Consider the following 20,885-nt stretch of genomic DNA (forward strand, 5'->3'; position numbering starts at 1 on the left):
AGATGAAAGCAGCAGCTGTAGTTGCAAATGAGGATGTTCAGTATCAGGAAGTGGAAGAGCCACAGGCAAAGCCAGGCTGGGTCAAAATTAAAGTAAAAGCTTCCGGTATCTGCGGATCCGATGTGCCGCGTGTACTGAATCACGGCGTTCATTTCTATCCTATCGTTCTGGGACATGAATTCTCAGGAGACGTTGTAGAGGTTGGAGAGGGCGTTACCAAAGTAAAAGTAGGCGACCGTGTATCCGGTGCACCTCTTCTTCCTTGTATGAAATGTGATGACTGCCAGAACGGAAACTTCTCCCTGTGCAAGCATTACAGCTTTATCGGCTCCAGACAGCAGGGAAGCAATGCGGATTATGTAGTAATTCCAGAGCAGAATGCCATTCCATTTGATCCATCTATTTCCTATGAGCAGGGAGCTATGTTTGAGCCTTCTACTGTTGCCCTTCACGGACTTCTTCAGAATGATTATCAGGGCGGACAGTGTGTGGCAATTTTAGGATGCGGCACCATCGGAATCTTCACTATGCAGTGGGCGAAGATTTTCGGTTCCAAGAAGGTTGTAGTGTTTGATATCAGCCAGGAGCGTCTTGACCTTGCGAAACGTATGGGTGCAGACGCTGTAATCGATACCACCAAAGAGAACTATATGGAAGAGGCTATGGCAATTACTGGCGGTAAGGGCTATGGTTACGTATTTGAGACAGCAGGACAGGTTCCTACCATGCATATGGCATTTGAACTGGCTGCCAATAAGGCTCATGTATGCTTTATCGGTACTCCTCATGCTGACCTTACCTTTACACCGAAGCAGTGGGAGAACATGAACCGTAAGGAATTCAAGCTGACCGGTTCCTGGATGTCCTACAGTTCTCCATTCCCGGGCAAGGAGTGGGATCTTACCGCACACTATTTTGCAACCGGACAGTTGAAATTTGACCCGGGATTTATCTATCGCAAGATGCCTATGAGCCAGGCGCAGGAAGCCTTCCAGCTTTATAAGACACCAGGTCTTGTAAAAGGCAAGATTCTTCTGATGAACGAGGACTGAGCATATGATACTGACAGTAACATTAAATGCTGCAATTGATAAGCGCTATGTAGTAGAGGGCTTTCGCACCGGCGAGGTAAATCGTGTGAAAGAGTGCACCTATGTACCGGGCGGCAAGGGACTGAATGTGTCCAAGCCAGCTTCCATCTATGGAGCAGAGGTAGTGGCTACCGGATTTGCGGGGGGCCACGCTGGTGCCTATATTGAGGATGCACTGAAGCCTTTTGGAATCAGGAGTGCTTTTTACCATGTGGATGCTGAGAGCAGATCCTGCATCAATATCTGGGATGAAGTGAATCAGGTACAGACCGAATTCCTGGAACCTGGATTCACTTTGACAGAGGAGGATTTCGCTGGTTTTGAGGCGAAGTTTCGCCAGCTGGTTCAGGAAGCCAAGGTAGTAGCCATGTCGGGAAGTGTTCCCAAGGGACTGGACGGAACTGCATATCAGCGCCTTGTAAAAATTGTGAAGGATGCTGGAATTCCAGTGATCCTGGACACCAGCGGCAAGCTTCTTGAGATGGGAATTGAGGCTATTCCTACCATGATTAAGCCAAATATTGATGAAATCCGTATGCTTACAGGCAAACGCTGTGATGATATTTCCGAGATTATCGAAGCTGCCAGGGCAATCCACGAGAGAGGCGTGAAGATCGTGGCTGTTTCCCTTGGTGCAGACGGATCCCTTGCAGTGGGAGATGATGGAATTTTCCGTGCCCGTGTTCCGAAAATAGATGCAGTGAATACAGTAGGATGCGGCGATTCCATGATCGCAGGCTTTGCCCTTGGTTTGTCCAAGGGACTCCCGTTAGAGGAGACTCTGCGTCTTGCAAGCGCAATCTCCGCGGCAGCAGCCATGAGAGAAGAGACCGGATTTTTCGTAATGGAAGATATGGAGAAGCTGCTGCCTCAGATTGAGATTACCAGACTGTAATAATAAATATAAAAAATGTGCGAAATGTTAAGGAGGATAAAAAGATGACAATGATCGATCCGGCAATTGTTCCGCAGAGAACACTTTATACTGGCGCGAAGTTGCCAGCAGTAGGAATGGGAACATTTGGAAGTGACCATGCAGATGCAGATGCTGTTTCCGCAGCAGTGGCTGGCGCAATCCGTGTAGGTTACCGTTCCTTTGACTGCGCTGCCTGCTATGGCAACGAGGATATGATCGGACAGGTTTTTGCTGACGCGTTTGCAGAAGGTGTTGTAAAAAGAGAAGATCTGTTCATCGCATCCAAGGTATGGAATGACATGCATGGTGATGGAGATGTACTGATTGCCTGCGCTAAGACACTGAAGGACCTGAAGCTGGATTATCTGGATATGTACTATGTTCACTGGCCATTCCCGAACTATCATGCACCTCACTGCGATGTGGATTCCAGAAACCCTGATTCCAAGCCATTTACAGTAGAGCGTTTCATGAAGACCTGGCGTCAGATGGAGCGTCTGGTAGACATGGGCCTGACCAAGCACATTGGTATGTCTAATATGACCATTCCGAAGCTTGAGGCAGTTCTTCCTCTTTGCAGAATTAAGCCAGCCGCAATTGAGATGGAGCTTCATCCATGCTTCCAGCAGCCAGAGCTGTTTGAGTACTGCCAGAAACAGGGCATTGAAGTAGTTGGATTCTGTCCAATCGGTTCCCCAGAGCGTCCGGAGCGTGACAAGATGCCAGAGGATATTGCAGATATTGAGCTGCCAGAACTGAAGGCAATTGCTGAGGCACATGGCGTTCATCCGGCAGTAATCTGCATCAAATGGGCAGTACAGAGAGGCGTTTCTCCGATTCCGTTCTCTTTGAAGGAGAAGAACTACACTATGAACCTGAAGTGCGTAACAGAAGATCCGCTGACAGATGCGGAGATGGAGACAATCCGTTCCTTAGATAAGAACAACCGTCTGATCAAGGGTCATGTATTCCTGTGGGAAGGCGCCAAAGACTGGCACGACCTGTGGGATGAGGACGGCGTTATTGTGAAATAACGCACATCTTGCAGAAAGCCTTTTTCAAACACGCTCTAGGAAAACAATAAGATTTCATACAAAAGCTGCAAAGTCCTTGAAGCAAGGGACAACTTTGCAGCTTTTGCTGCCCAATAGCACGTTTCTCGATGCCAGGAAAGACAAATCTTCTTGTGTAATGCGCAAGAAGCAGCGCTTGCTACGCAAACTTAATTCTCGGGTTTTCTGTGAATTTCACATACTCTTAGTTGTTTGGTTTGCATAATGATATGGCATGTGATAATATGATATTTGGTAAATGTTTTGAGGAAATATGGTACAGACCGGCACCGGGGGGAGCCGATCAGATACATACGAATAACAGACAGAAAGGGAAAGCAAAAACTATGTATCGAATTTTACTTGTTGATGATGAAATCCTGGTACGAGATGCGATTAAGGAGAATATTGATTGGAAATCCATGGATTGCGAACTGGTGGGGGACTGCGAGAACGGGAAGCAGGCCGCTGATTTTGTGAAGACTCATCCGGTGGATATTGTCCTTACCGATATTCTCATGCCATATATGGATGGCATGGAATTAAGTCATTTTCTCCACGATAATTATCCGGAAATTGTGATTGTGATCTTCAGCGGTTTCGGGGAATTTGAGTATGCCAAGAAGGCAATCCAGTATAATGTAAGTGAATATATGCTCAAGCCGGTTACCGCCATGGAGCTTCGGGAAGTCATCGGTAAAATGAAGGAGAAGGTTGACCAGCAACGCAAAGAGAAGGAGAAATTAGAATCTCTGACCAAAACCTCTCAGGACTACCATAAGAATGCCCTCGTGATCCGCTCCAAAGCCATTGAGGCACTGGTTGGCTGTACCAGAGATGTTCAGAAAAGCCTGGATGAACTGGCAAAGATGGGGATTTACATGGACAGCTCCTCCTACCGGGTAGCTGTATTTGATATGGATCTGTTTTCTGAGATTCATGAGATTGATATGGAGAAACGGCAGGAAAGTGCCCTGATGGCATTTGTTCTGTTTAATGTGGCAGATGAAATCGTAACCGGAAGAGGAGCTGGAATTGCATATCAGGAAGGCAATAACCGGGTGTGCATTCTCTTTATGGGAGATCATTGCAGGGGATTTTCCCAGGAAACCCATGAAATCTGTGAAGAAATTCAGAATAAAGTAAAAGAAGTAATTGGAATCGAGGTTTCTGCCGGAATTGGAGGCTGGGTTAAAAATCCAGAAGAGCTGATCCATTCCCACGAGCAGGCAGAGAATGCAATTGGACTCCGTTACCTGTTAGGCGGTAATCTTCTGATTGACACAGAAGAACAAAAAGAGGAAAGAAGCCTTTCCCTACAGCAGTCATTAAATGAAATGACAAATGGAATCCGAAATGGGAATCTTCAGGCAGTAAACCATGCCCTGTCTGACATGAAAGAAAAAATTAAAAATGCAAGAGCAGACAAAAGCCAGGCATGTGTGTGCCTTCAGATGATCCTGCGTCATGCGGGAAGCTGCTGGGAGTCTGTGACCTCTGGCGGTGAAGACCTGTTTCACAAAAGAGAGCTGTTGATGGGCAAGGTGACCGAACAGAAGACCTTTGATGAGGCTTTTTTACTGGCAGAGAATTATGTGCATGAAGTATTTGAGAGATGTTTCTCCATGAACAGCTCCAGCGGACAGAAGCAGGCCGTGCTTGCAATGGAATACATCCGCGCACATTATATGGAACAGGAATTAAGCCTGAATGATATCTGTTCCTACCTGAACATCAGTACCAGCCATTTCAGTACTATTTTTAAGGAAGCCACAGGCGGAACGTTCCTGGAATTTCTCAGCCGCATCCGAATGGAGAAGACCAAGGAGCTTCTGGAGCAGACAACCTTGAAGAACTATGAGATTGCAGAGATGGTAGGATTTTCCGACCCTCATTATTTCAGTATTTCCTTTAAGAAAATGACAGGCAAGACACCGACAGAATATGCAAGGGAAAAAAGATCTGTATGAAAAAACGTTTGGTGATGATAGCTGGCGTGTGCGTATGTACACTGATCGCAGCGGCAGGCTTGTATCAGAATTACAGCAAAAATGAAAAATACCAGAAACAGCTGTTTGCCATGGACACTTATATGGAGTTTACCGCATATGGCAGGGGCGGTCAGCAGGCAGTAGAAAAGGCAGCAAAGGAAGTGCAGAGACTGGATGCACTTTTATCAGCACAAAATGAAGAAAGCCAGGTATATGCCCTGAATCAGCGGGGCAGTCTTGAGGTTTCAGATGATCTGGCAGAGATTATCCAGCGCGGGAAAGAAATCTTTCAGGAGACAGACGGCCTTTTTGACGATACGATTTATCCTCTCATGGAGCTTTGGGGCTTTCCTACTGGGGAGTATCATGTTCCATCCGGGGAAGAGATTGAGAACCTTCTTCCTGATGTGGATGGAGGAACGGTAGAAATAAGCGGCAATACCGTAACTCTTGGAGAAGGCCAGCAGATTGATCTTGGAGGAATTGCCAAGGGCTATACAGGAGAAAAACTGACCGAAATTTTTCAGGGATATGGAGTTTCTTCTGCGATGGTGTCCCTGGGCGGAAATATCCAGGCTATAGGGACGAAGCCAGATGGCAGCAGCTGGAGAGTGGGAATCCGTGATCCCAAGGGCAGCCAGCAGGATTATGCAGGGGTTCTTCAGGTGCAGAATGAAGCGGTTGTAACCTCCGGCGGCTATGAGCGGTATTTTGAGGAAGATGGCAGGACCTACATCCATATTATAGATCCGAGGACTGGATATCCGGTAGAGAACGATCTTTTATCCGTGACTATTGTGTCCCCGGATGGAACGCTTGCAGACGGACTTTCTACAGCCCTTTATATTATGGGCTATGATAAGGCGGTTCAGTTCTGGGAGCAGCACCAGGATGAATTTGATGTGATTTTGATTACTGCAGATGAACAGATTCACGTCTCGAAGAAGCTTCAGGACAGTTTTCAGTCAGACAAGAACTGGGAGACGATTGAGTAAGCAGGGAGAGATCCATGAATAAAAAGAACAGAAATACAAACTTCGCCATAGGATTCAAGAGTATTCAGAGCACCATATTTGCAGCAGTCTCTGTTCTGGTTCTTTGTGCCGTGATCGTGGCTACTTTTGTTTCCGTAAGATACACCAATTCTGCGATTTATGAGAATTCCGCAATCTACACCCAGACCATTATCAAACAGCTGAACCAGAACATTGATTCTTACATTACTTACATGGACAATATCGATTCTGTTATTGCCAAGAGCCAGGATGCCTACCAGCTTTTGTATCAGAAAATAGGGGAAGACGATGCAGTAAAGGAAGGCCACAAAAAACGTCTTCTGGAACAGTTCAGCACCATTCTGAAGGGCCGCGGAGATATCTGCAATATTGGAATCGTTCAAAAAGACGGGGTTATGCTGATAAACAGCGGCTACCAGGCCATTAACCCGGATCTGGATCTGTCTACACAGGAATGGTACACAAATGCAGTGGACAATTACAATCAGTATAATCTCACTTCTTCCCATGTGCAGCATGTGATCAAGGGGCAGCGCCCGTGGGTGATCACCTTAAGCCGGGAGGTCCATAATTTCTACGGCACAGGGAACAGTGACGGTGTGGTATTTATTGACTTGAATTACAGCGCCATCAGTGAGCTGTGTGACCAGAACAGCATTGGTGACAAGGGATACGTGTTTATTCTGGATCAGGACGGAAACATTGTTTATCATCCCAGCCAGCAGCAGCTTTACAATGAGCTGCAGACAGAGAACATCGATATTGTTATGAATGCGGATTCTGATACCGTGGTCACAGGCGAGGGGGATGATGAGAAGGTTTATACTTTTTCCCATTCTGACATTACAGGCTGGACTGTTGTAGGCTGCATGAATATGGCAGAGCTGTTAAAGAGCAGCAGGGAAGCCAACAATATTTACGTCATGACTGCAATTGTGCTGATTGCCATTGCCATGCTGATTTCAAGCTTTGTAGCCAGAAGCATTACCCTTCCCATCCAGAAGCTTCGTGATTCCATGGAGAAGGTGCAGGAAGGAGACTTTAAGGCAGCAGATGTCGTGATTCCTTCTAAGAATGAGATTGGCAGCCTGACCACATCCTTTAATGTAATGACACACAAGATCGAGGACCTGATGGCACAGAACGTACATGAACAGGAGCAGAAGCGAAAGAGTGAGCTGAAAGCTCTTCAGTCCCAGATCAACCCTCATTTTTTGTATAACACATTGGATTCTATTATCTGGATGGCAGAGGGAAAGAAATATGAAGATGTTGTGCTTATGACGGCTTCTCTGGCAAGGCTTTTGCGCCAGAGCATCAGCAATGAGGATGAGACTGTTCTCATCGGCCAGGAAATCCAGTATGTAAAAAGCTACCTGACCATCCAGAAAATGCGCTACAAGGATAAGCTGGAATTCGAGATTCACGTAGATCCTTCTATTATGAATACCCACATTGTGAAGCTAACACTGCAGCCCATTGTGGAGAATGCCATTTATCATGGCCTGAAATACAAGGAGACAAAGGGAATACTTCGGGTAACCGGATACCAGAGAGGTCAGGAGGCAGTGCTTGAGGTTTCCGATGACGGCGTAGGAATGGATGAGGAGACCTTAAAACATATTTTTGAGAAGCATAAAGTAAATTATCGTTCCAATGGAGTGGGAGTGTACAATGTGCAGAGAAGGCTCTCCATGTACTATGGAAAGGATTATGGTCTGCGCTATAAGAGTGAGAAGGGAAAAGGAACTACGGTCACAGTGGTAATTCCCATGGAGCAGGAGGAACATGATGAAGAAGCGTAAACAATGGATTTTGCTGTTTTGCATCGCACTGACTGTCTGTCTTGCTTCCGGGGCGATGCTGTATGTCCGGCAGAAAAACAACAATAAAAAATGGTCCCTGATCTATATTCCCAAGACTGAAGACGGAACCAATGACTTCTGGACCTCCTTAATTTCCGGCACAAGGATGGCGGCTCAGGAATGCGGAGCCTCCCTTACCATTCTGGCACCGGAGCGGGAGCAGGATGTGGAGCGCCAGAATGAGTTTCTGGCAGAGGCCATTGAAGAGAATCCAGATGCTATTTTATTTTCTCCGTCCAGTTTTGATGCATCCGATGAGCTTTTGCAGGAAGCAAAGGAAAAAGGAATTAAGATCACATTTATAGATTCCTACACAGAAAGCAATATTCAGGATATGACAGTTGCTACAGATAATCTGGAAGCCGGAAAGCTTCTTGGAGAATATGCAAGGACTCTTCTGAATGAGAATTCCAGGATTGCCATTGTCAGTCATGTAAAGGGCGTATCTACTGCTGTAGAAAGAGAACAGGGATTTCGGGAAGGGCTTGGAGATTACAATAAGAATGTGGTGGAAGTGGTATACTGCAATTCTCTGTTTGATAAGGCATCTCAGCTTACAGAGGCTCTCATAGAAAAGTATCCGGATCTGGAGATGGTTGCCGGCATGAATGAGTACTCTGCTGTCGGCGCGGCAAGAGCGGTGCAAAAGTGCGGAAAAGAGGGGGGAATTCAGGTGGTGGGTGTGGACAGCTCCCAGGAAGCAGTTCAGCTTATGGAAAAAGGTGTTTTCAAGGGAATTGTGGTCCAGAAAGCTTTTAAAATGGGATATCTGGGCGTAATGGAGACTGTGCGCATGCTTAAAGGAAAACCATATGATGAGAATGTAAATTCCGGCTGCCAGCTGGTAACACCGGAAAATATGTATTCCAGTGAAATCGAAAAGTTGATTTTTCCTTTCAATGTATTAGGGGCAGATTAAAATAGTATAACTGTTCATATTTTCCGTAAAAGGTTAAATATTTATGGCCATACCGTAAATATTTAACCTTTTTCTGTAAAATATTCTATTACAATTGTGCAGGATTCACGTTATTATATAGAAAACGCAGAGAGTGCGAAAACGTTGCTGCTCACAGATAAGGTTCGTAAAGCTTATGAAAAAGTGGACGGCAGCAAAAACTTAAGGAGGGTGAAAAGTTGGAAAAGTTAAAACAAAATCCAATTGTGAAAAAGCTCGGCCTGAACAGAATCCTGCTTGTATGTATTCTGGTTCTCATGTTCGTAGTTTTCAAGGCAGTACTCGGAAGTAAATTCCCGGTTGGCGACAGTATCAAGTCCACCTTGAACTATGTATACTTCCTGGGCTTCTTATCACTTGGAGTAACATTTGTAATTGCGACAGGAGGAATCGATTTCTCCATTGGACCGGTTATGTTCTGCTGTGCACTGGTTTCCGGTTACTGCATGACATCTTATGGAGTTCCCTGTGCGGCTGCTATGGTACTTTGTATACTTATCGGTCTTGCATTTGGTACCTTCAATGGCTGGCTGGTATCTTATATGTCAGTTCCGCCATTTATCGTTTCCATGGCATCTATGAACATTGCAAAAGGTATTGCTTCTGTATTTACCAAAACTCAGTCAGTCAGCTGGCCACAGAGTTCTGATCCGGTGAACGGATGGTTCCGTAATATTACTTCTTATAACGGATTCCCGGTTGGTCTTGTGATTTTCCTTGCAATGGCTGTGATTTGCGGATTGGTTCTTTATAATACAAAGCCTGGCCGTTATATCCTTTGCCTTGGATCCAACAGTGAGGCAGTTCGTCTTTCCGGTGTTAACACCAGAAAATGGAGAATGCTTGCTTATATGATCTGCGGATTTCTGGTAGGAATCGGAGCACTGTTCTTCGTAGCAACTTATACAACCGTTCAGCCAGGATATGGCGATCAGTATAACAACGAGGCAATTGCAGGCTGTGTAATGGGTGGTACATCCATGGTTGGTGGACTTGCTTCCATCGGCGGTACTGTAATTGGTGTGTTCATCATCTCTCTTCTTCAGCAGGGAATCATGGCATTTGGTCTTGGTAAAGGACAGCAGATGATCATCACTGGTATCATTGTTATTGTAGCAGTTTACGCTGACGTTTCTGCAAGACGCAGAAAGAACTGATCATAAGGGAGGATTCGACAATGGGTGAAGTTATTTTAACTATGAAGGATATTGATAAGTCCTTTCCTGGAGTTCATGCCCTGGATCATGTTAATTTCGAGGTGAAACGCGGTGAAGTACATGCACTTATGGGAGAGAACGGAGCCGGAAAGTCTACACTGATGAAGGTGCTTACCGGTATTTATCAGAAGGATTCCGGAACAATTACATATAAAGGCAAAGAAACAGAATTTCACAATACCCGTGAAGCTCAGGATGCCGGAGTTGTAATCGTACATCAGGAATTGAATATGATCGGAGATCTGACAGTTGCACAGAATATTTTTATCGGACGTGAGCCGAAAAAAGGTATCCGTGTAGATGACAAGAAGATGATCGAGGATTCCAAGAAGCTGTTCCAGGATTTGAATATTGAAATTGATCCAAGAGAGAAAATGAGCAACCTTACCGTTGGTAAGCAGCAGATGTGCGAGATCGCAAAAGCGATTTCCCACAAAGCAGAGGTTATCATCTTTGATGAGCCTTCCGCAGCTCTTACTGAGAAAGAGATTGCAGATTTATTTGAGATCATCAAGGATCTTCGTAAGAAGGGACTTGGTATCGTATATATCTCACATCGTATGGATGAGATTAAGGTTATTACAGACCGTGTAACTGTCATGCGAGACGGTGGTTATGTAGGAACTCTGATCACAGCTGAGAGTTCAAAAGAAGATATCATCAATATGATGGTTGGCCGTGTTATTTATGAAGATCCGAAGGAACACAGCATGGTTGCTCCTGATGCACCTGTAGTTCTTAAGGTTGAGCATCTGAACGCAGGTAAGATGGTTCAGGATGTAAGCTTCGAGCTTCATAAAGGTGAAATCCTTGGCTTCTCCGGTCTTATGGGTGCTGGACGTACTGAGACCGCAAGAGCACTGTTTGGTGCTGATCCGAAGCAGAGCGGTACGATTTCCATTATGGATAAATCAGGACAGCTTCGCGAGGTTACCATCAACAGCCCACAGGATGCAGTTAAATATGGTATTGGTTATCTGTCTGAGGACAGAAGAAGATATGGTGTTGTTGTTCAGAAATCTGTAACAGAGAATACTACTCTGGCTACAATGGAAGAGTTCTGCAATGGTTTATTCATCAATAAGTCCAAAGAGAAAAAAGTCACAGAGAAGTATGTCAAAGAGCTTGCAACAAAAACACCTACCACAGATCAGCTGGTTGTAAATCTTTCCGGTGGTAATCAGCAGAAGGTAGTTATTGCAAAATGGCTTACCCGTGACAGTGAAATCCTGATCTTCGATGAGCCAACCAGAGGTATTGACGTTGGCGCCAAGAACGAGATTTACAAATTAATGAGTAAACTTGCAGCAGAAGGAAAATCCATTATTATGATTTCTTCTGAAATGACAGAGATTCTCCGAATGAGTGACCGTATCATCATCATGTGCGAAGGTAAAGTAACAGGAAATATTGATATTTCCGAAGCAACCCAGGAGCGCATCATGGATAAGGCTACACGGAATATCGAATAAGGAGGGCGTCATGACTAAGAAGAAAAAAAGTATTTTAAGTGATCAAAGATTTGTTGTTTTGCTGGTTATCATTGCGCTGTCTGCTGTATTTTCCTTCATGAGTAAGGAATTCAGACAGTATACCACAATCCTTAGTATGTTAGATTTCTCATACTATGATCTTTTGATGGCAATCGGTGTTACATTCCCGCTTATTACCGGTGGTGTAGACCTGTCAATCGGAACTGGTATGGTATGCTACGCGCTGATCGGCGGAACTCTTATAAGAAACAACAATGTTCCTGTATTAGCAGCAATGCTGATTTGTATTGTACTCGGAATTTTAATCGGTACATTGAATGGTGTTCTCATTGGTATTATGAATCTGCCGCCATTCCTTGCTACTCTTTGTACCTGTATGATTACCCGTGGTGCCGGTTCTCTTTGCAGTGCTACACCATGGCCTACACTGAATCAGCCAGGCGGATGGTTCCACTCTATCTTTAAGCTGACAATTGGTCAGGGAAGAAGTGCTTCCCGTTATCCAATCGGTTTCCTGTGGATGATTCTTCTGGTAATCCTGATGGAGTTCGTTCTGAACCATACTAAATTCGGACGTTACACCATCGCAATCGGTTCCAACAAAGAAGCAGCAGCTCTTTCCGGAATCAATGTTAAGTTCTATCATGTAATGGTATATGTTGTATGCGGTCTGTTTACAGGACTTGCAGCTATCGCATATGCAGCAGTAACTCCTACTGTACAGCCTGGTACAGGTGCCGGACTTGAGATGGATGCAATCGGCGGTGTATTCGTTGGTGGTGTTGCAGCTTCCGGTGGTTACGGATCTGTAGTAGGAACTTTAGTTGGTATTTTCGTTATCATGCTGCTTAAGACCGGTCTTCCATATGTTGGTCTTCAGGCGAACTGGCAGCAGATCATCACAGGTCTTGTACTGATCGTTGCAGTACTGATCGATATTCTGAAAGAAAAGAAAAGCGCAAAATAACAATTGAATATGTGAGACCAGCTGCAAGGCAGCTGGTCTGAGTGAAACATTTATAATGGATGTGAAGCGTCAAAGAGGTGTAATGGCGTATCATCATAAAAAACTATATAATTTATTTCAAGGAGGAAGTAGAAATGAAAGCAAAAAAAGTTATGGCATTAGTACTCTGTGCAGCAATGGTATCTGGTTTAGCAGCAACAACTGTTATGGCAGCTCCGGAAGATCAGTTTGATGGTCTTACAGCTAACGAAGCTTATGAGTTCCCAATGATGGTTAAATCCTTCCAGTCTACATACTGGGAAGCAGCTATGAAAGGTATGGACAAAGCTGCTGAAGAATTAGGCGTAACTTATACCGCACAGGGACCGAACAGTGAGTCCGATATCGCTGACCAGGTTAACATGATTAACACAGCAATCGCAGCTAACCCAGTTGGTTTAGGACTTGCAGCTTGCGATACCTCTTCTGTACAGGAAGCTCTTCAGACATGTGTTGATAAGGGAATCCCGGTTGTTACATTTGATACAGGTATCACAGATGCTCCAGAAGGCTCTGTAGTTTGCGAAGTTTGCACAGACAACGCACAGGCTGGTGCTGTAGCTGCTGAGAATATGTATCCGGCAATCAAAGACGTTATCGCAAATGCTGAGGGACAGGTTATCATCGGTGAGGTTAACCAGGATGCTACAGCTCAGAATATCCAGCAGCGTGGTACAGGATTCATCGATAAGATGATCGAGCTTGTTAAAGCTGATGGAAAAACAGTAGCAGTTAAAGGTAATGAGTTCTATGTAAACGCAGCAACAGGTGCTGACGCTACAGAAGCTGATGCAGACGTTGTTATCCAGGTTGCAGTTCCGGCACAGACAACTGTAGAGCTTTGCTCCACAGAGGCTCAGGCTATCCTTTCTCAGGAAAACTGCATCGCTATCTTCGGTTCCAACCAGGTTTCCGCAGAGGGTGTTCTTGCAGCTAACGCTAACCTGAACGTTCTTGGTTCTGACGCAGCTAACGGCGACGTTATCGGTGTTGGTTTTGACGCTGGTTCTATCATTAAAGCAGCTGTAACAGATGGCACATTCCTTGGTGCAGTTACACAGTCTCCTCTGATGATGGGATACTATGCAATCTACGCTCTGACAGCAGCAGCTAACGGACAGGAGCTTGAGGATGTTCCTACAGCTGGTTACTGGTATGATGCTACAAACATCGACGCAGAAGACATCGCTCCAAACCTTTATGACTAATCAGAAATAAAGAGACGAAGAAACGTCTAGTGTTTGCAGGCATTTGAACTGTGAATAAAACAGACCCCCGGGGCAATGCCCTGGGGGTTTTCTGCTAAAGAAAAAATATGTGGCTTTATCTGCAAAAACTGAGAGCATTTGCAAATAAGGACACTTTTTTGGACAAACAAGGGTCTTATATATTAATAAAGAATATAGTACTATGGTATCATCAAATATGAATGAGACTGCATTTATGAACAAGCAGGAAAGCAAAGTACAAATATTCGCTTTACAATCATGCAGTATGTTACTGTATACAGTAACTGCACACATACATATTTAGGAGGTTTTATAAAATGGCAAAATATTATCTGGCAGTAGACATTGGAGCATCCAGCGGACGACTGATTCTGGGACATCTTGAGAACGGAAAGATGGAGCTTGAAGAGGTTCACCGTTTTGAAAACGGAATGGTAAAGAAAGATGGAGAGCTTTGCTGGGAATTTGACAGACTTTTCAAGGAAATCAAAAATGGCCTTAAGAAATGTAAAGAAATCGGCAAGATTCCGGTAAGCATGGGTGTAGATACCTGGGGCGTTGACTTCGTACTGATGGACAAGGATGACAAGGTTCTTGGAAATACCGTTGGATATCGTGACCACAGAACAGAGGGAATGGACGAGGAAGTTTACAAGATCATCTCTCTTGAGGATCTTTACGCACGTACCGGAATCCAGAAGGCAATCTTCAACACTGTATATCAGCTGATGGCAGTAAAGAAGAAACATCCGGAGTACTTAGAGCAGGCTGAGACTATGCTTCACGTACCGGATTATTTCCACTATCTCCTCACAGGCCAGAAGACCTGCGAGTACACAGAGGCAACTACCGGACAGCTGGTTAGCCCTGAGACAAAGGATTGGGACTACGAACTGATCGATATGCTTGGATATCCGAGAAAAATGTTCCAGAAGCTGATCATGCCGGGAACAAGCATCGGACACTTCACTGAGGAAGTAAAAGCAGAGGTTGGATTTGACGTAGAGGTTGTAGCACCTGCTACACATGATACCGGTTCTGCAGTTCTTGCAGTTCCTGCAAATGACGACGATTTCATTTACATCAGCTCCGGAACATGGTCTCTGATGGGTATCGAGAGAGAGAAAGCAGACTGCTCCAAGAAGAGCTGTGAGATGAACCTGACCAACGAGGGCGGCTATGCAGGAAGATTCCGTTATCTGAAAAATATCATGGGTCTTTGGATGATCCAGTCCGTTCGTCATGAATTTGATGACAAATACGGATTCGCAGAGATCTGCCAGATGGCAGAGGAAGCCAAGGATTTCCCATCCAGAGTAGATGCTAATGATGAGTGCTTCCTTTCCCCTGACAACATGACTGAGGAAGTGAAGGATTACTGCCGCAGAACCGGACAGAAGGTGCCGGAGACATTAGGCGAGATCGCAACTGTGATCTACACCAGCCTTGCTGAGTGCTATGCAAAGACAGCCAGGGAACTGGAAGAGATGACAGGCAGAACCTACAGCCGTATCCACGTAGTTGGCGGCGGCTCCAATGCAGGCTACCTCAATGAGCTGACAGCTAAGGCAACTGGCAAGGAAGTTCATGCAGGTCCTGGAGAAGCAACCGCGATCGGCAATATTACCGCTCAGATGTTAAAAGCAGAAGAGTTCAAATCTATCGAAGAGGCTCGTACCACAATTCATGAGTCCTTTGGAATTAAGGTATATCAGGCTTAATTAGAAAAAGAAATTGTGACGCACATCCTGCAGAGAGCCTTTTTCAAACAAGCTTCAGGATATACAAGTGTATGTATGATAGCACCTGTGAATTGCTCACCGGTGTACAATATATCAAATAAAACAGGAGGTACTACTATGTTAGTAAACACAAAAGCAAAAGTAGGTGTATTTTCTATTGCTTTAGGAGCATATCTGCCTCAATTCCCGTCACTGGTACCTGAGTTTGAAGCTCAGTATGAAGCATTTAAGAAAACAATTCCGGATACTGTAGAGATCATTGATGGAGGAATGGTAACAACCAAAGAGCAGTCTATGGTTGCAGGAGATAAATTCCGTGCAGCAGACGTTGACCTTGTTTTCCTTCAGATGCTGACCTACGCTACATCCTACAATATGCTGCCGGCAATCCGTGACCTTGACGTTCCGGTTGTTCTGGTAAACGTTCAGAAGCTGAAAGCTCTGGATTATGATCACACAGACATTGCTGCATGGCTTGGTGAAGGCTATGCCTGCGGTGCTGTTGGAGAAGCTGTTGCTGACCTTGAGAGAGCCGGCAAGAGACACGCTGTTATCACAGGTGTTGTAGAAGGCGGAGATCCAGGCGTTCAGGCTGAGATCGAAGACTGGTGCAAGGCTGCTCAGGTAAGAAGAAGATTCCGTGACACCAACATTGCACAGATCGGAAGACCTTACCCAGGTATGATGGACCTTTACATTGATGAGACTAACCTGTACAACAGAATGTTCCTCTACACCAAACAGTTCGACTGGGAGAAGATGTGGGCAATCGCTGATGATATCACAGATGAGGATGCAATCCGTGCAAAAGCTCAGGATATCCTTGATACCTTTGATATCGAAGGCGGCGGAACCATTGAGAAAGTATGGGATATGGCCAAATACGTTGTAGCATTTGAGAAATGGGTAAAAGATGAGCATCTTGGAATGATCGCTTCCCATTACGACGGATTTGCACAGGGCAAGGCTGGTGTTCTTGACAGTATGCTGATCCCGGCATTCTCCATGCTGATCAAACAGGGTACTGCATGTGCTGTTGAGGGCGACATGAAGGTTGCTATGGCAATGAGTATTCTGAAAACAATTTCCGGTACCGGCCAGCTTTCCGAGATGTACTCCATTGACTTCAACGATGACATCTGCATTATCGGTCATTCCGGAAGCGGTGATGCTGACATCTCCGACAAGAAGCCTACCATGAAGATCGTACCAGTATTCCACGGCAAAACAGGCGGCGGATATCTGACACAGTTCTATCCATACACAGGCCCGGTTACCTATCTTGCAATTACACAGGATGCTGACGGACATTTCAAATTCGTTGTTGCTGAGGGCATCAACGAGGAAGGACCGATCCTTTCCTTCGGTGATACCAACATGAGAACACGTTTCACATGCGGCGCAAGAGAGTTCGTAAACCGTTGGAGCGAAGCAGGCCCGACACATCATATGGCTGCTGCAACAGGAAGACATATCGATACTCTTCTGAAAGTTGCCAAGATCTTCAACATTCCGGTTGATATCGTAACAAGATAATTGCGGTAATAATAAGACCATCATATGGTTTTGTACACATATTCATATTCAGCGAAAGGGAGAGCCTGCGGACTCTCTCTTTTGCTGTCCTGAAAAAAATTGCCCTGGAAGCTTTCTCCCAGGGCAGTTATCATTTCGTCTCTGTATTTATTTGTTCCTCTGAAATCCCATCCTTCTTTGCAGGAAAACGAATCTGCACTTCTGTTCCAGATCCAAGCTTGCTGGAATAGGAAAGTCCGTACTGGTCTCCATAGAGAACCTGAAGCCGTCTGTGCGTATTGTAGATGGCAATATTGGTTCCTCCGGAAACGCTGGTTCCCTCACCGGAAAGAATCACAGGCAGCTTATCCGGTGCAATTCCCACACCATCGTCAGAAATGAGAAGCACCACATCCTTATCCTCCATCCATCCGGTAAGAACAATGGTACCGGACTTGGTTGGCGTCTCCAGAATACCGTGAAGCACTGCGTTTTCCACAACCGGCTGCAGGGTAAGCTTGGGAATCTGGTACTCCATCAGCTCATCCGGAATATCCGAAATAAAGGAAATGCTGTCGTGATAACGCATGTTCTGCAGATGCACATAGATGGAAACATGTTCTTCTTCTTTGGCAATGGTGCTGATTCCCTTCTTGCGGCTTAAGGTCAGCTTATAAAAACGGGAAAGGCTCTGCACCGCGTTGCACACCTCGGAAGTACGTCCCTGATGCGCCATCCAGTTGATCATATCCATGGTGTTGTAAAGAAAATGGGGATTGATCTGTGCCTGCAGGGAATTAAACTCTGCAATGCGAAGATCCTCCGCAGCCTGTGCCTGCTTTTCCATCAGCTGGTTCATCTTGCGGGTCATATAGTTGTAGGTGTCGATCAGATCACCAATCTCATCGTGGGCATCCGGGCTGTCCATGGGAACTGGCGGCCCGTGCCGTACTGTACGCATCTGGCTGATGACAGAAGAAATTCGTCCGGTAATAGATTTGGACAGGGTGCTTGCCAGGAAAAAGGCCAGGGCCAGCACTGCAATATAAATAGCCAGGAACTGAAGCACCAGAATATTGCTCTGCGTGATCAGCGGCTGGGAAGGAAGGACCGTCACCATAAACCATCCGGGCTGCCGGATCCGGTAAAATCCAACATAAACTGTCTTTCCAAGGATTTCCTGCTCCACATAGCTGTTGGAAGACATATAGGATTCCATGATCTTGTCGTAATCCAGCCAGTATATTCCGGCAAGGGAATCGCTGGAAGCAGATACCAGGTTGTTTCGCTCATTCATAATATAGGAAACGCTGCCGTCCAGAGTGAGATTTTCCGACAAAATCTGGTTGAAATCATAGCCGGAGTAGTAAACCGCTATGTAAGCATCATAGGTTCCGCTGTCATAGATCACGGAAGCATGGGTAATGTAGGCCTGGTCTCCGTATGCTTTCTTTTCCTGTGCACCAAGATAAAAGGAAGGGCAGAACAGCTGGGCTGCCCGGGTTCCTCTGAAAATTCCGTACCAGTAGGTTCCCTTGGCCTGTTCCAGGGAAAGGAAGGTATCCTTCAGATGATCAGAATTCAAAAACGCATCCACATCAGCTGAGGCTTCCTTTGGAACCTCCATATAAATTTTTACATTGGTCACAGGTGTGTCCTGGGTCAGCTGCCTGATCAGGTCTGAAAAATCCGCTGCGTCCTCAGACTCCGCCAGATCCGAAAAGGAATCGGTTATGGCATTTTTGAAAAGAGTCTGGTAAAAATCCAGAGAAGAGATCTCCGTGCTCACATCCAGGATCTTCTGGAGAGATTCCTCGATCAGCGGCGCCGTCTGTGCAGAGCGGTCCTGTTCCTGGCGGATGGTATAGGAGACCACCATGTCATAGGCATTTCCATAGAAAAAGAAAATAATGGCAATTGCAGGAATTGCCACGATCACAAGAAGTACCAGGGTGAACTTGGACTGTAGGTTCAAATCCTGGTACCATTGCTTGATTGTCCGCAAAGTTCATCCCCCCTTTCTGTCATCCCATTTTCTCTCTGTACTCAGAGGGGGAAAATCCGGTATACTTCTTGAAGCTCTTTCCGAAGTAATTGCCATCGCTGTAGCCTACCTGAGAAGAGATGTCTGCAATCTTATATCTGGGGTCGGAAAGCAGCTGCTTGGCTTTTTCCATGCGGAACTCCGTAAGATACTGATTCAAAGTCTGTCCAGTCTCATTTTTAAAGAAGGTACACACATAGGAAGTGGACAAAAATACATGGTCGCTGATATCCTTCACAGACAAGGTCTCGTTCATGTACTTCTGGCTAATGTAATCTTTGATCATGAAAATTGTGGAGTTTTCTTCCGCTGTATTGTCCACTGCCTGGAAAAAGGCCTCTGTTTTGCGGACCAGCTTCTGATGGAGTTCGCCAAATGAGAAAATTTTCTCAAGGGCATCAATCAGGTTTTCCTGTTTGTCAGAAAGGGTCAGCTTCAGCTGCCGCGCCGCTTCCTCCAGGGAACGGAAAAGCTTGTAATACAGATCCTTTGCCTGATTGGGAAGAATATTCTGGTTGCGTCCAAAGTATTCCATAAGCTTATCCAGAAAAAGAGTAGTCCCTTCCTGGTCCTTGGCTGTGAGGAGGGTAAGAAGCTCATGCTCCGGATGGGCAGGAAGCTCCGGCTTGTTCCAGGCAGACGGTGCTTCATGGAATGGAGACAGGAAGGTTCCGGCCGGGAAAAAGAAGCTGTTCTGCAGCAGGATGACCGCGGAGGTATAGGACTGATAGGCTTTTGAAATGCCAGTCAGGGTGTCCCCTGCCGCAATGCAGAAGCGGGAATAGCGGGAATAAAGCTTGCAGAAGAACTCCTCAATGCTTTTCCTGGCGGCAGGACCGGGAGCCGGGCCAAACAGGAAATAAACCATATACTGCACGCGCTTTTCCGCAAAAATACAATCTATATGGAAAGTTTTCAGAAATTCCCGCACAGACATGTACATGGCACCAGCTTCATTAATAGGAAGTTCTTCTTCCGTTTCTGTTTTCAGAACAATGGCAGTAAAGCTGGTAGATGGGCTTATGGAAAGGGAAAGCTCTGCCAGCAGCTGGTCAATGTTTTCTTTTGCTTGAGCGTAAGGCTGGGTAAGCAAAAGGGCCAGGCGGGAGGCATTTTCCATGGAATGGATGGATTCGTTGTGTCTGGTCCGCTTTCTTTCCAGGCAAAGATCCCTGGCCTCGATCACAGCATCCTGGATTTCCAGAGGATCCAGAGGCTTCTCAATATAGTTGACTGCCTTTAACTTAATGGCAGCCTTCAAATATTCCTTATCTGAGTATCCGCTCATAAAAACAGGAACCACATCGGGAAGAATGGTTTCCAGCTGCTCTAACATCTGGATCCCGTCAAGTCGGGGCATGCGCACATCGCACAGGATAATATCCGGCTTATGCATGCGTGCCATTTCCAGGCCGTTCATGCCGTCATCCGCCTGAAGTACTTCATCGATTCCGATAGACTGCCAGTTTATAGAAGAAATCACACCCACACGGGTCAGCTCTTCGTCATCTACGATTAGTAATTTCATGATAAAACTCCTTTAAAGGGTGAAAATGCATGTATCTATCATATCACAATTATATCTAAAATACGAGACGCAAACCGCCTGGTTTTGTGGAAAATTCATTTGTCAGTGGAAAATTTTACCCATTAAGTGGAAAATATTTTACCCTGTTTCAAAATATTTTCCCATTTCCAAACAAATTGCCTAATGATAGAATAGAACCAGATCAAGAAAGGGAGGAGAAAA

General features: G+C 45.5%; 15 protein-coding genes. 13 read left to right on the plus strand and 2 right to left on the minus strand.

Annotated features, from left to right (window positions below; translation table 11 throughout):
- Positions 1–2: 2 nt before the first annotated feature.
- From H8S54_RS01370 to H8S54_RS01430, 13 genes are all read left to right on the plus strand, one after another.
- Entirely contained in the window at positions 3–1,052 is a 1,050-nt protein-coding gene (locus H8S54_RS01370; protein ID WP_117850720.1) for a galactitol-1-phosphate 5-dehydrogenase, read from the plus strand.
- 4 nt (positions 1,053–1,056) lie between these two features.
- Complete coding sequence (pfkB, locus tag H8S54_RS01375; protein ID WP_021926667.1) at positions 1,057–1,986, plus strand: 1-phosphofructokinase; 930 nt, start codon at positions 1,057–1,059, stop codon at positions 1,984–1,986.
- A 44-nt stretch (positions 1,987–2,030) separates the two neighbouring features.
- Positions 2,031–3,041 (plus strand): aldo/keto reductase, encoded by a 1,011-nt coding sequence (locus H8S54_RS01380; RefSeq protein WP_186900727.1) that lies wholly within the window; start codon positions 2,031–2,033, stop codon positions 3,039–3,041.
- 365 nt (positions 3,042–3,406) lie between these two features.
- On the plus strand, positions 3,407–5,029 hold the full coding sequence (locus H8S54_RS01385) for a response regulator (protein ID WP_021926669.1): 1,623 nt from the start codon (positions 3,407–3,409) through the stop codon (positions 5,027–5,029).
- Entirely contained in the window at positions 5,026–6,045 is a 1,020-nt protein-coding gene (locus H8S54_RS01390; protein WP_186900728.1) for an FAD:protein FMN transferase, read from the plus strand. The genes H8S54_RS01385 and H8S54_RS01390 overlap by 4 nt, the downstream gene beginning before the upstream one ends.
- Before the next feature lie 14 nt (positions 6,046–6,059).
- Positions 6,060–7,871, plus strand: coding sequence for a sensor histidine kinase (locus H8S54_RS01395; RefSeq protein ID WP_021926671.1), 1,812 nt, complete (start codon positions 6,060–6,062; stop codon positions 7,869–7,871).
- On the plus strand, positions 7,858–8,850 hold the full coding sequence (locus tag H8S54_RS01400; protein ID WP_186900729.1) for a substrate-binding domain-containing protein: 993 nt from the start codon (positions 7,858–7,860) through the stop codon (positions 8,848–8,850). Before H8S54_RS01395 ends, H8S54_RS01400 begins: the two co-directional genes overlap by 14 nt.
- A gap of 218 nt (positions 8,851–9,068) precedes the next feature.
- Entirely contained in the window at positions 9,069–10,046 is a 978-nt protein-coding gene (locus H8S54_RS01405; RefSeq protein ID WP_021926673.1) for an ABC transporter permease, read from the plus strand.
- A 20-nt stretch (positions 10,047–10,066) separates the two neighbouring features.
- Positions 10,067–11,578, plus strand: a complete 1,512-nt coding sequence (locus H8S54_RS01410; RefSeq protein WP_117850711.1) for a sugar ABC transporter ATP-binding protein — start codon at positions 10,067–10,069, stop codon at positions 11,576–11,578.
- Between the two features lie 10 nt (positions 11,579–11,588).
- On the plus strand, positions 11,589–12,566 hold the full coding sequence (locus H8S54_RS01415; RefSeq protein WP_117850709.1) for an ABC transporter permease: 978 nt from the start codon (positions 11,589–11,591) through the stop codon (positions 12,564–12,566).
- Positions 12,567–12,700: 134 nt separating this feature from the next.
- Positions 12,701–13,813, plus strand: coding sequence for a substrate-binding domain-containing protein (locus H8S54_RS01420; RefSeq protein ID WP_186900730.1), 1,113 nt, complete (start codon positions 12,701–12,703; stop codon positions 13,811–13,813).
- A 338-nt stretch (positions 13,814–14,151) separates the two neighbouring features.
- The gene (rhaB, locus tag H8S54_RS01425; RefSeq protein WP_173767261.1) at positions 14,152–15,555 is read left to right on the plus strand and encodes a rhamnulokinase; all 1,404 of its coding nucleotides are present in this window, start codon (positions 14,152–14,154) and stop codon (positions 15,553–15,555) included.
- Between the two features lie 138 nt (positions 15,556–15,693).
- Positions 15,694–17,112: an arabinose isomerase gene (locus H8S54_RS01430; RefSeq protein ID WP_117850701.1), complete on the plus strand. Its 1,419-nt coding sequence runs from the start codon at positions 15,694–15,696 to the stop codon at positions 17,110–17,112.
- A gap of 130 nt (positions 17,113–17,242) precedes the next feature.
- Here the strand turns inward: H8S54_RS01430 and H8S54_RS01435 are convergent, their stop codons facing one another.
- Positions 17,243–19,096, minus strand: a complete 1,854-nt coding sequence (locus tag H8S54_RS01435; RefSeq protein ID WP_173767262.1) for a sensor histidine kinase — start codon at positions 19,094–19,096, stop codon at positions 17,243–17,245.
- 19 nt (positions 19,097–19,115) lie between these two features.
- A complete protein-coding gene (locus H8S54_RS01440; RefSeq protein WP_021924773.1) occupies positions 19,116–20,663 on the minus strand; it encodes a response regulator transcription factor in 1,548 nt (515 codons plus the stop codon).
- Positions 20,664–20,885: the final 222 nt, after the last annotated feature.

This window comes from Blautia segnis (genome assembly GCF_014287535.1).
In the GTDB taxonomy this organism is placed as follows: Bacteria; Bacillota; Clostridia; order Lachnospirales; family Lachnospiraceae; genus Blautia_A; species Blautia_A acetigignens.

Coding starts and splice junctions, on each gene's coding strand:
- H8S54_RS01370 (WP_117850720.1), top strand. CDS start 3: ATGAAAGCAGCAGCTGTAGTTGCAAATGAGGATGTTCAGTATCAGGAA.
- pfkB (WP_021926667.1), top strand. CDS start 1,057: ATGATACTGACAGTAACATTAAATGCTGCAATTGATAAGCGCTATGTA.
- H8S54_RS01380 (WP_186900727.1), top strand. CDS start 2,031: ATGACAATGATCGATCCGGCAATTGTTCCGCAGAGAACACTTTATACT.
- H8S54_RS01385 (WP_021926669.1), top strand. CDS start 3,407: ATGTATCGAATTTTACTTGTTGATGATGAAATCCTGGTACGAGATGCG.
- H8S54_RS01390 (WP_186900728.1), top strand. CDS start 5,026: ATGAAAAAACGTTTGGTGATGATAGCTGGCGTGTGCGTATGTACACTG.
- H8S54_RS01395 (WP_021926671.1), top strand. CDS start 6,060: ATGAATAAAAAGAACAGAAATACAAACTTCGCCATAGGATTCAAGAGT.
- H8S54_RS01400 (WP_186900729.1), top strand. CDS start 7,858: ATGAAGAAGCGTAAACAATGGATTTTGCTGTTTTGCATCGCACTGACT.
- H8S54_RS01410 (WP_117850711.1), top strand. CDS start 10,067: ATGGGTGAAGTTATTTTAACTATGAAGGATATTGATAAGTCCTTTCCT.
- H8S54_RS01415 (WP_117850709.1), top strand. CDS start 11,589: ATGACTAAGAAGAAAAAAAGTATTTTAAGTGATCAAAGATTTGTTGTT.
- H8S54_RS01420 (WP_186900730.1), top strand. CDS start 12,701: ATGAAAGCAAAAAAAGTTATGGCATTAGTACTCTGTGCAGCAATGGTA.
- rhaB (WP_173767261.1), top strand. CDS start 14,152: ATGGCAAAATATTATCTGGCAGTAGACATTGGAGCATCCAGCGGACGA.
- H8S54_RS01430 (WP_117850701.1), top strand. CDS start 15,694: ATGTTAGTAAACACAAAAGCAAAAGTAGGTGTATTTTCTATTGCTTTA.
- H8S54_RS01440 (WP_021924773.1), bottom strand. CDS start 20,663: ATGAAATTACTAATCGTAGATGACGAAGAGCTGACCCGTGTGGGTGTG.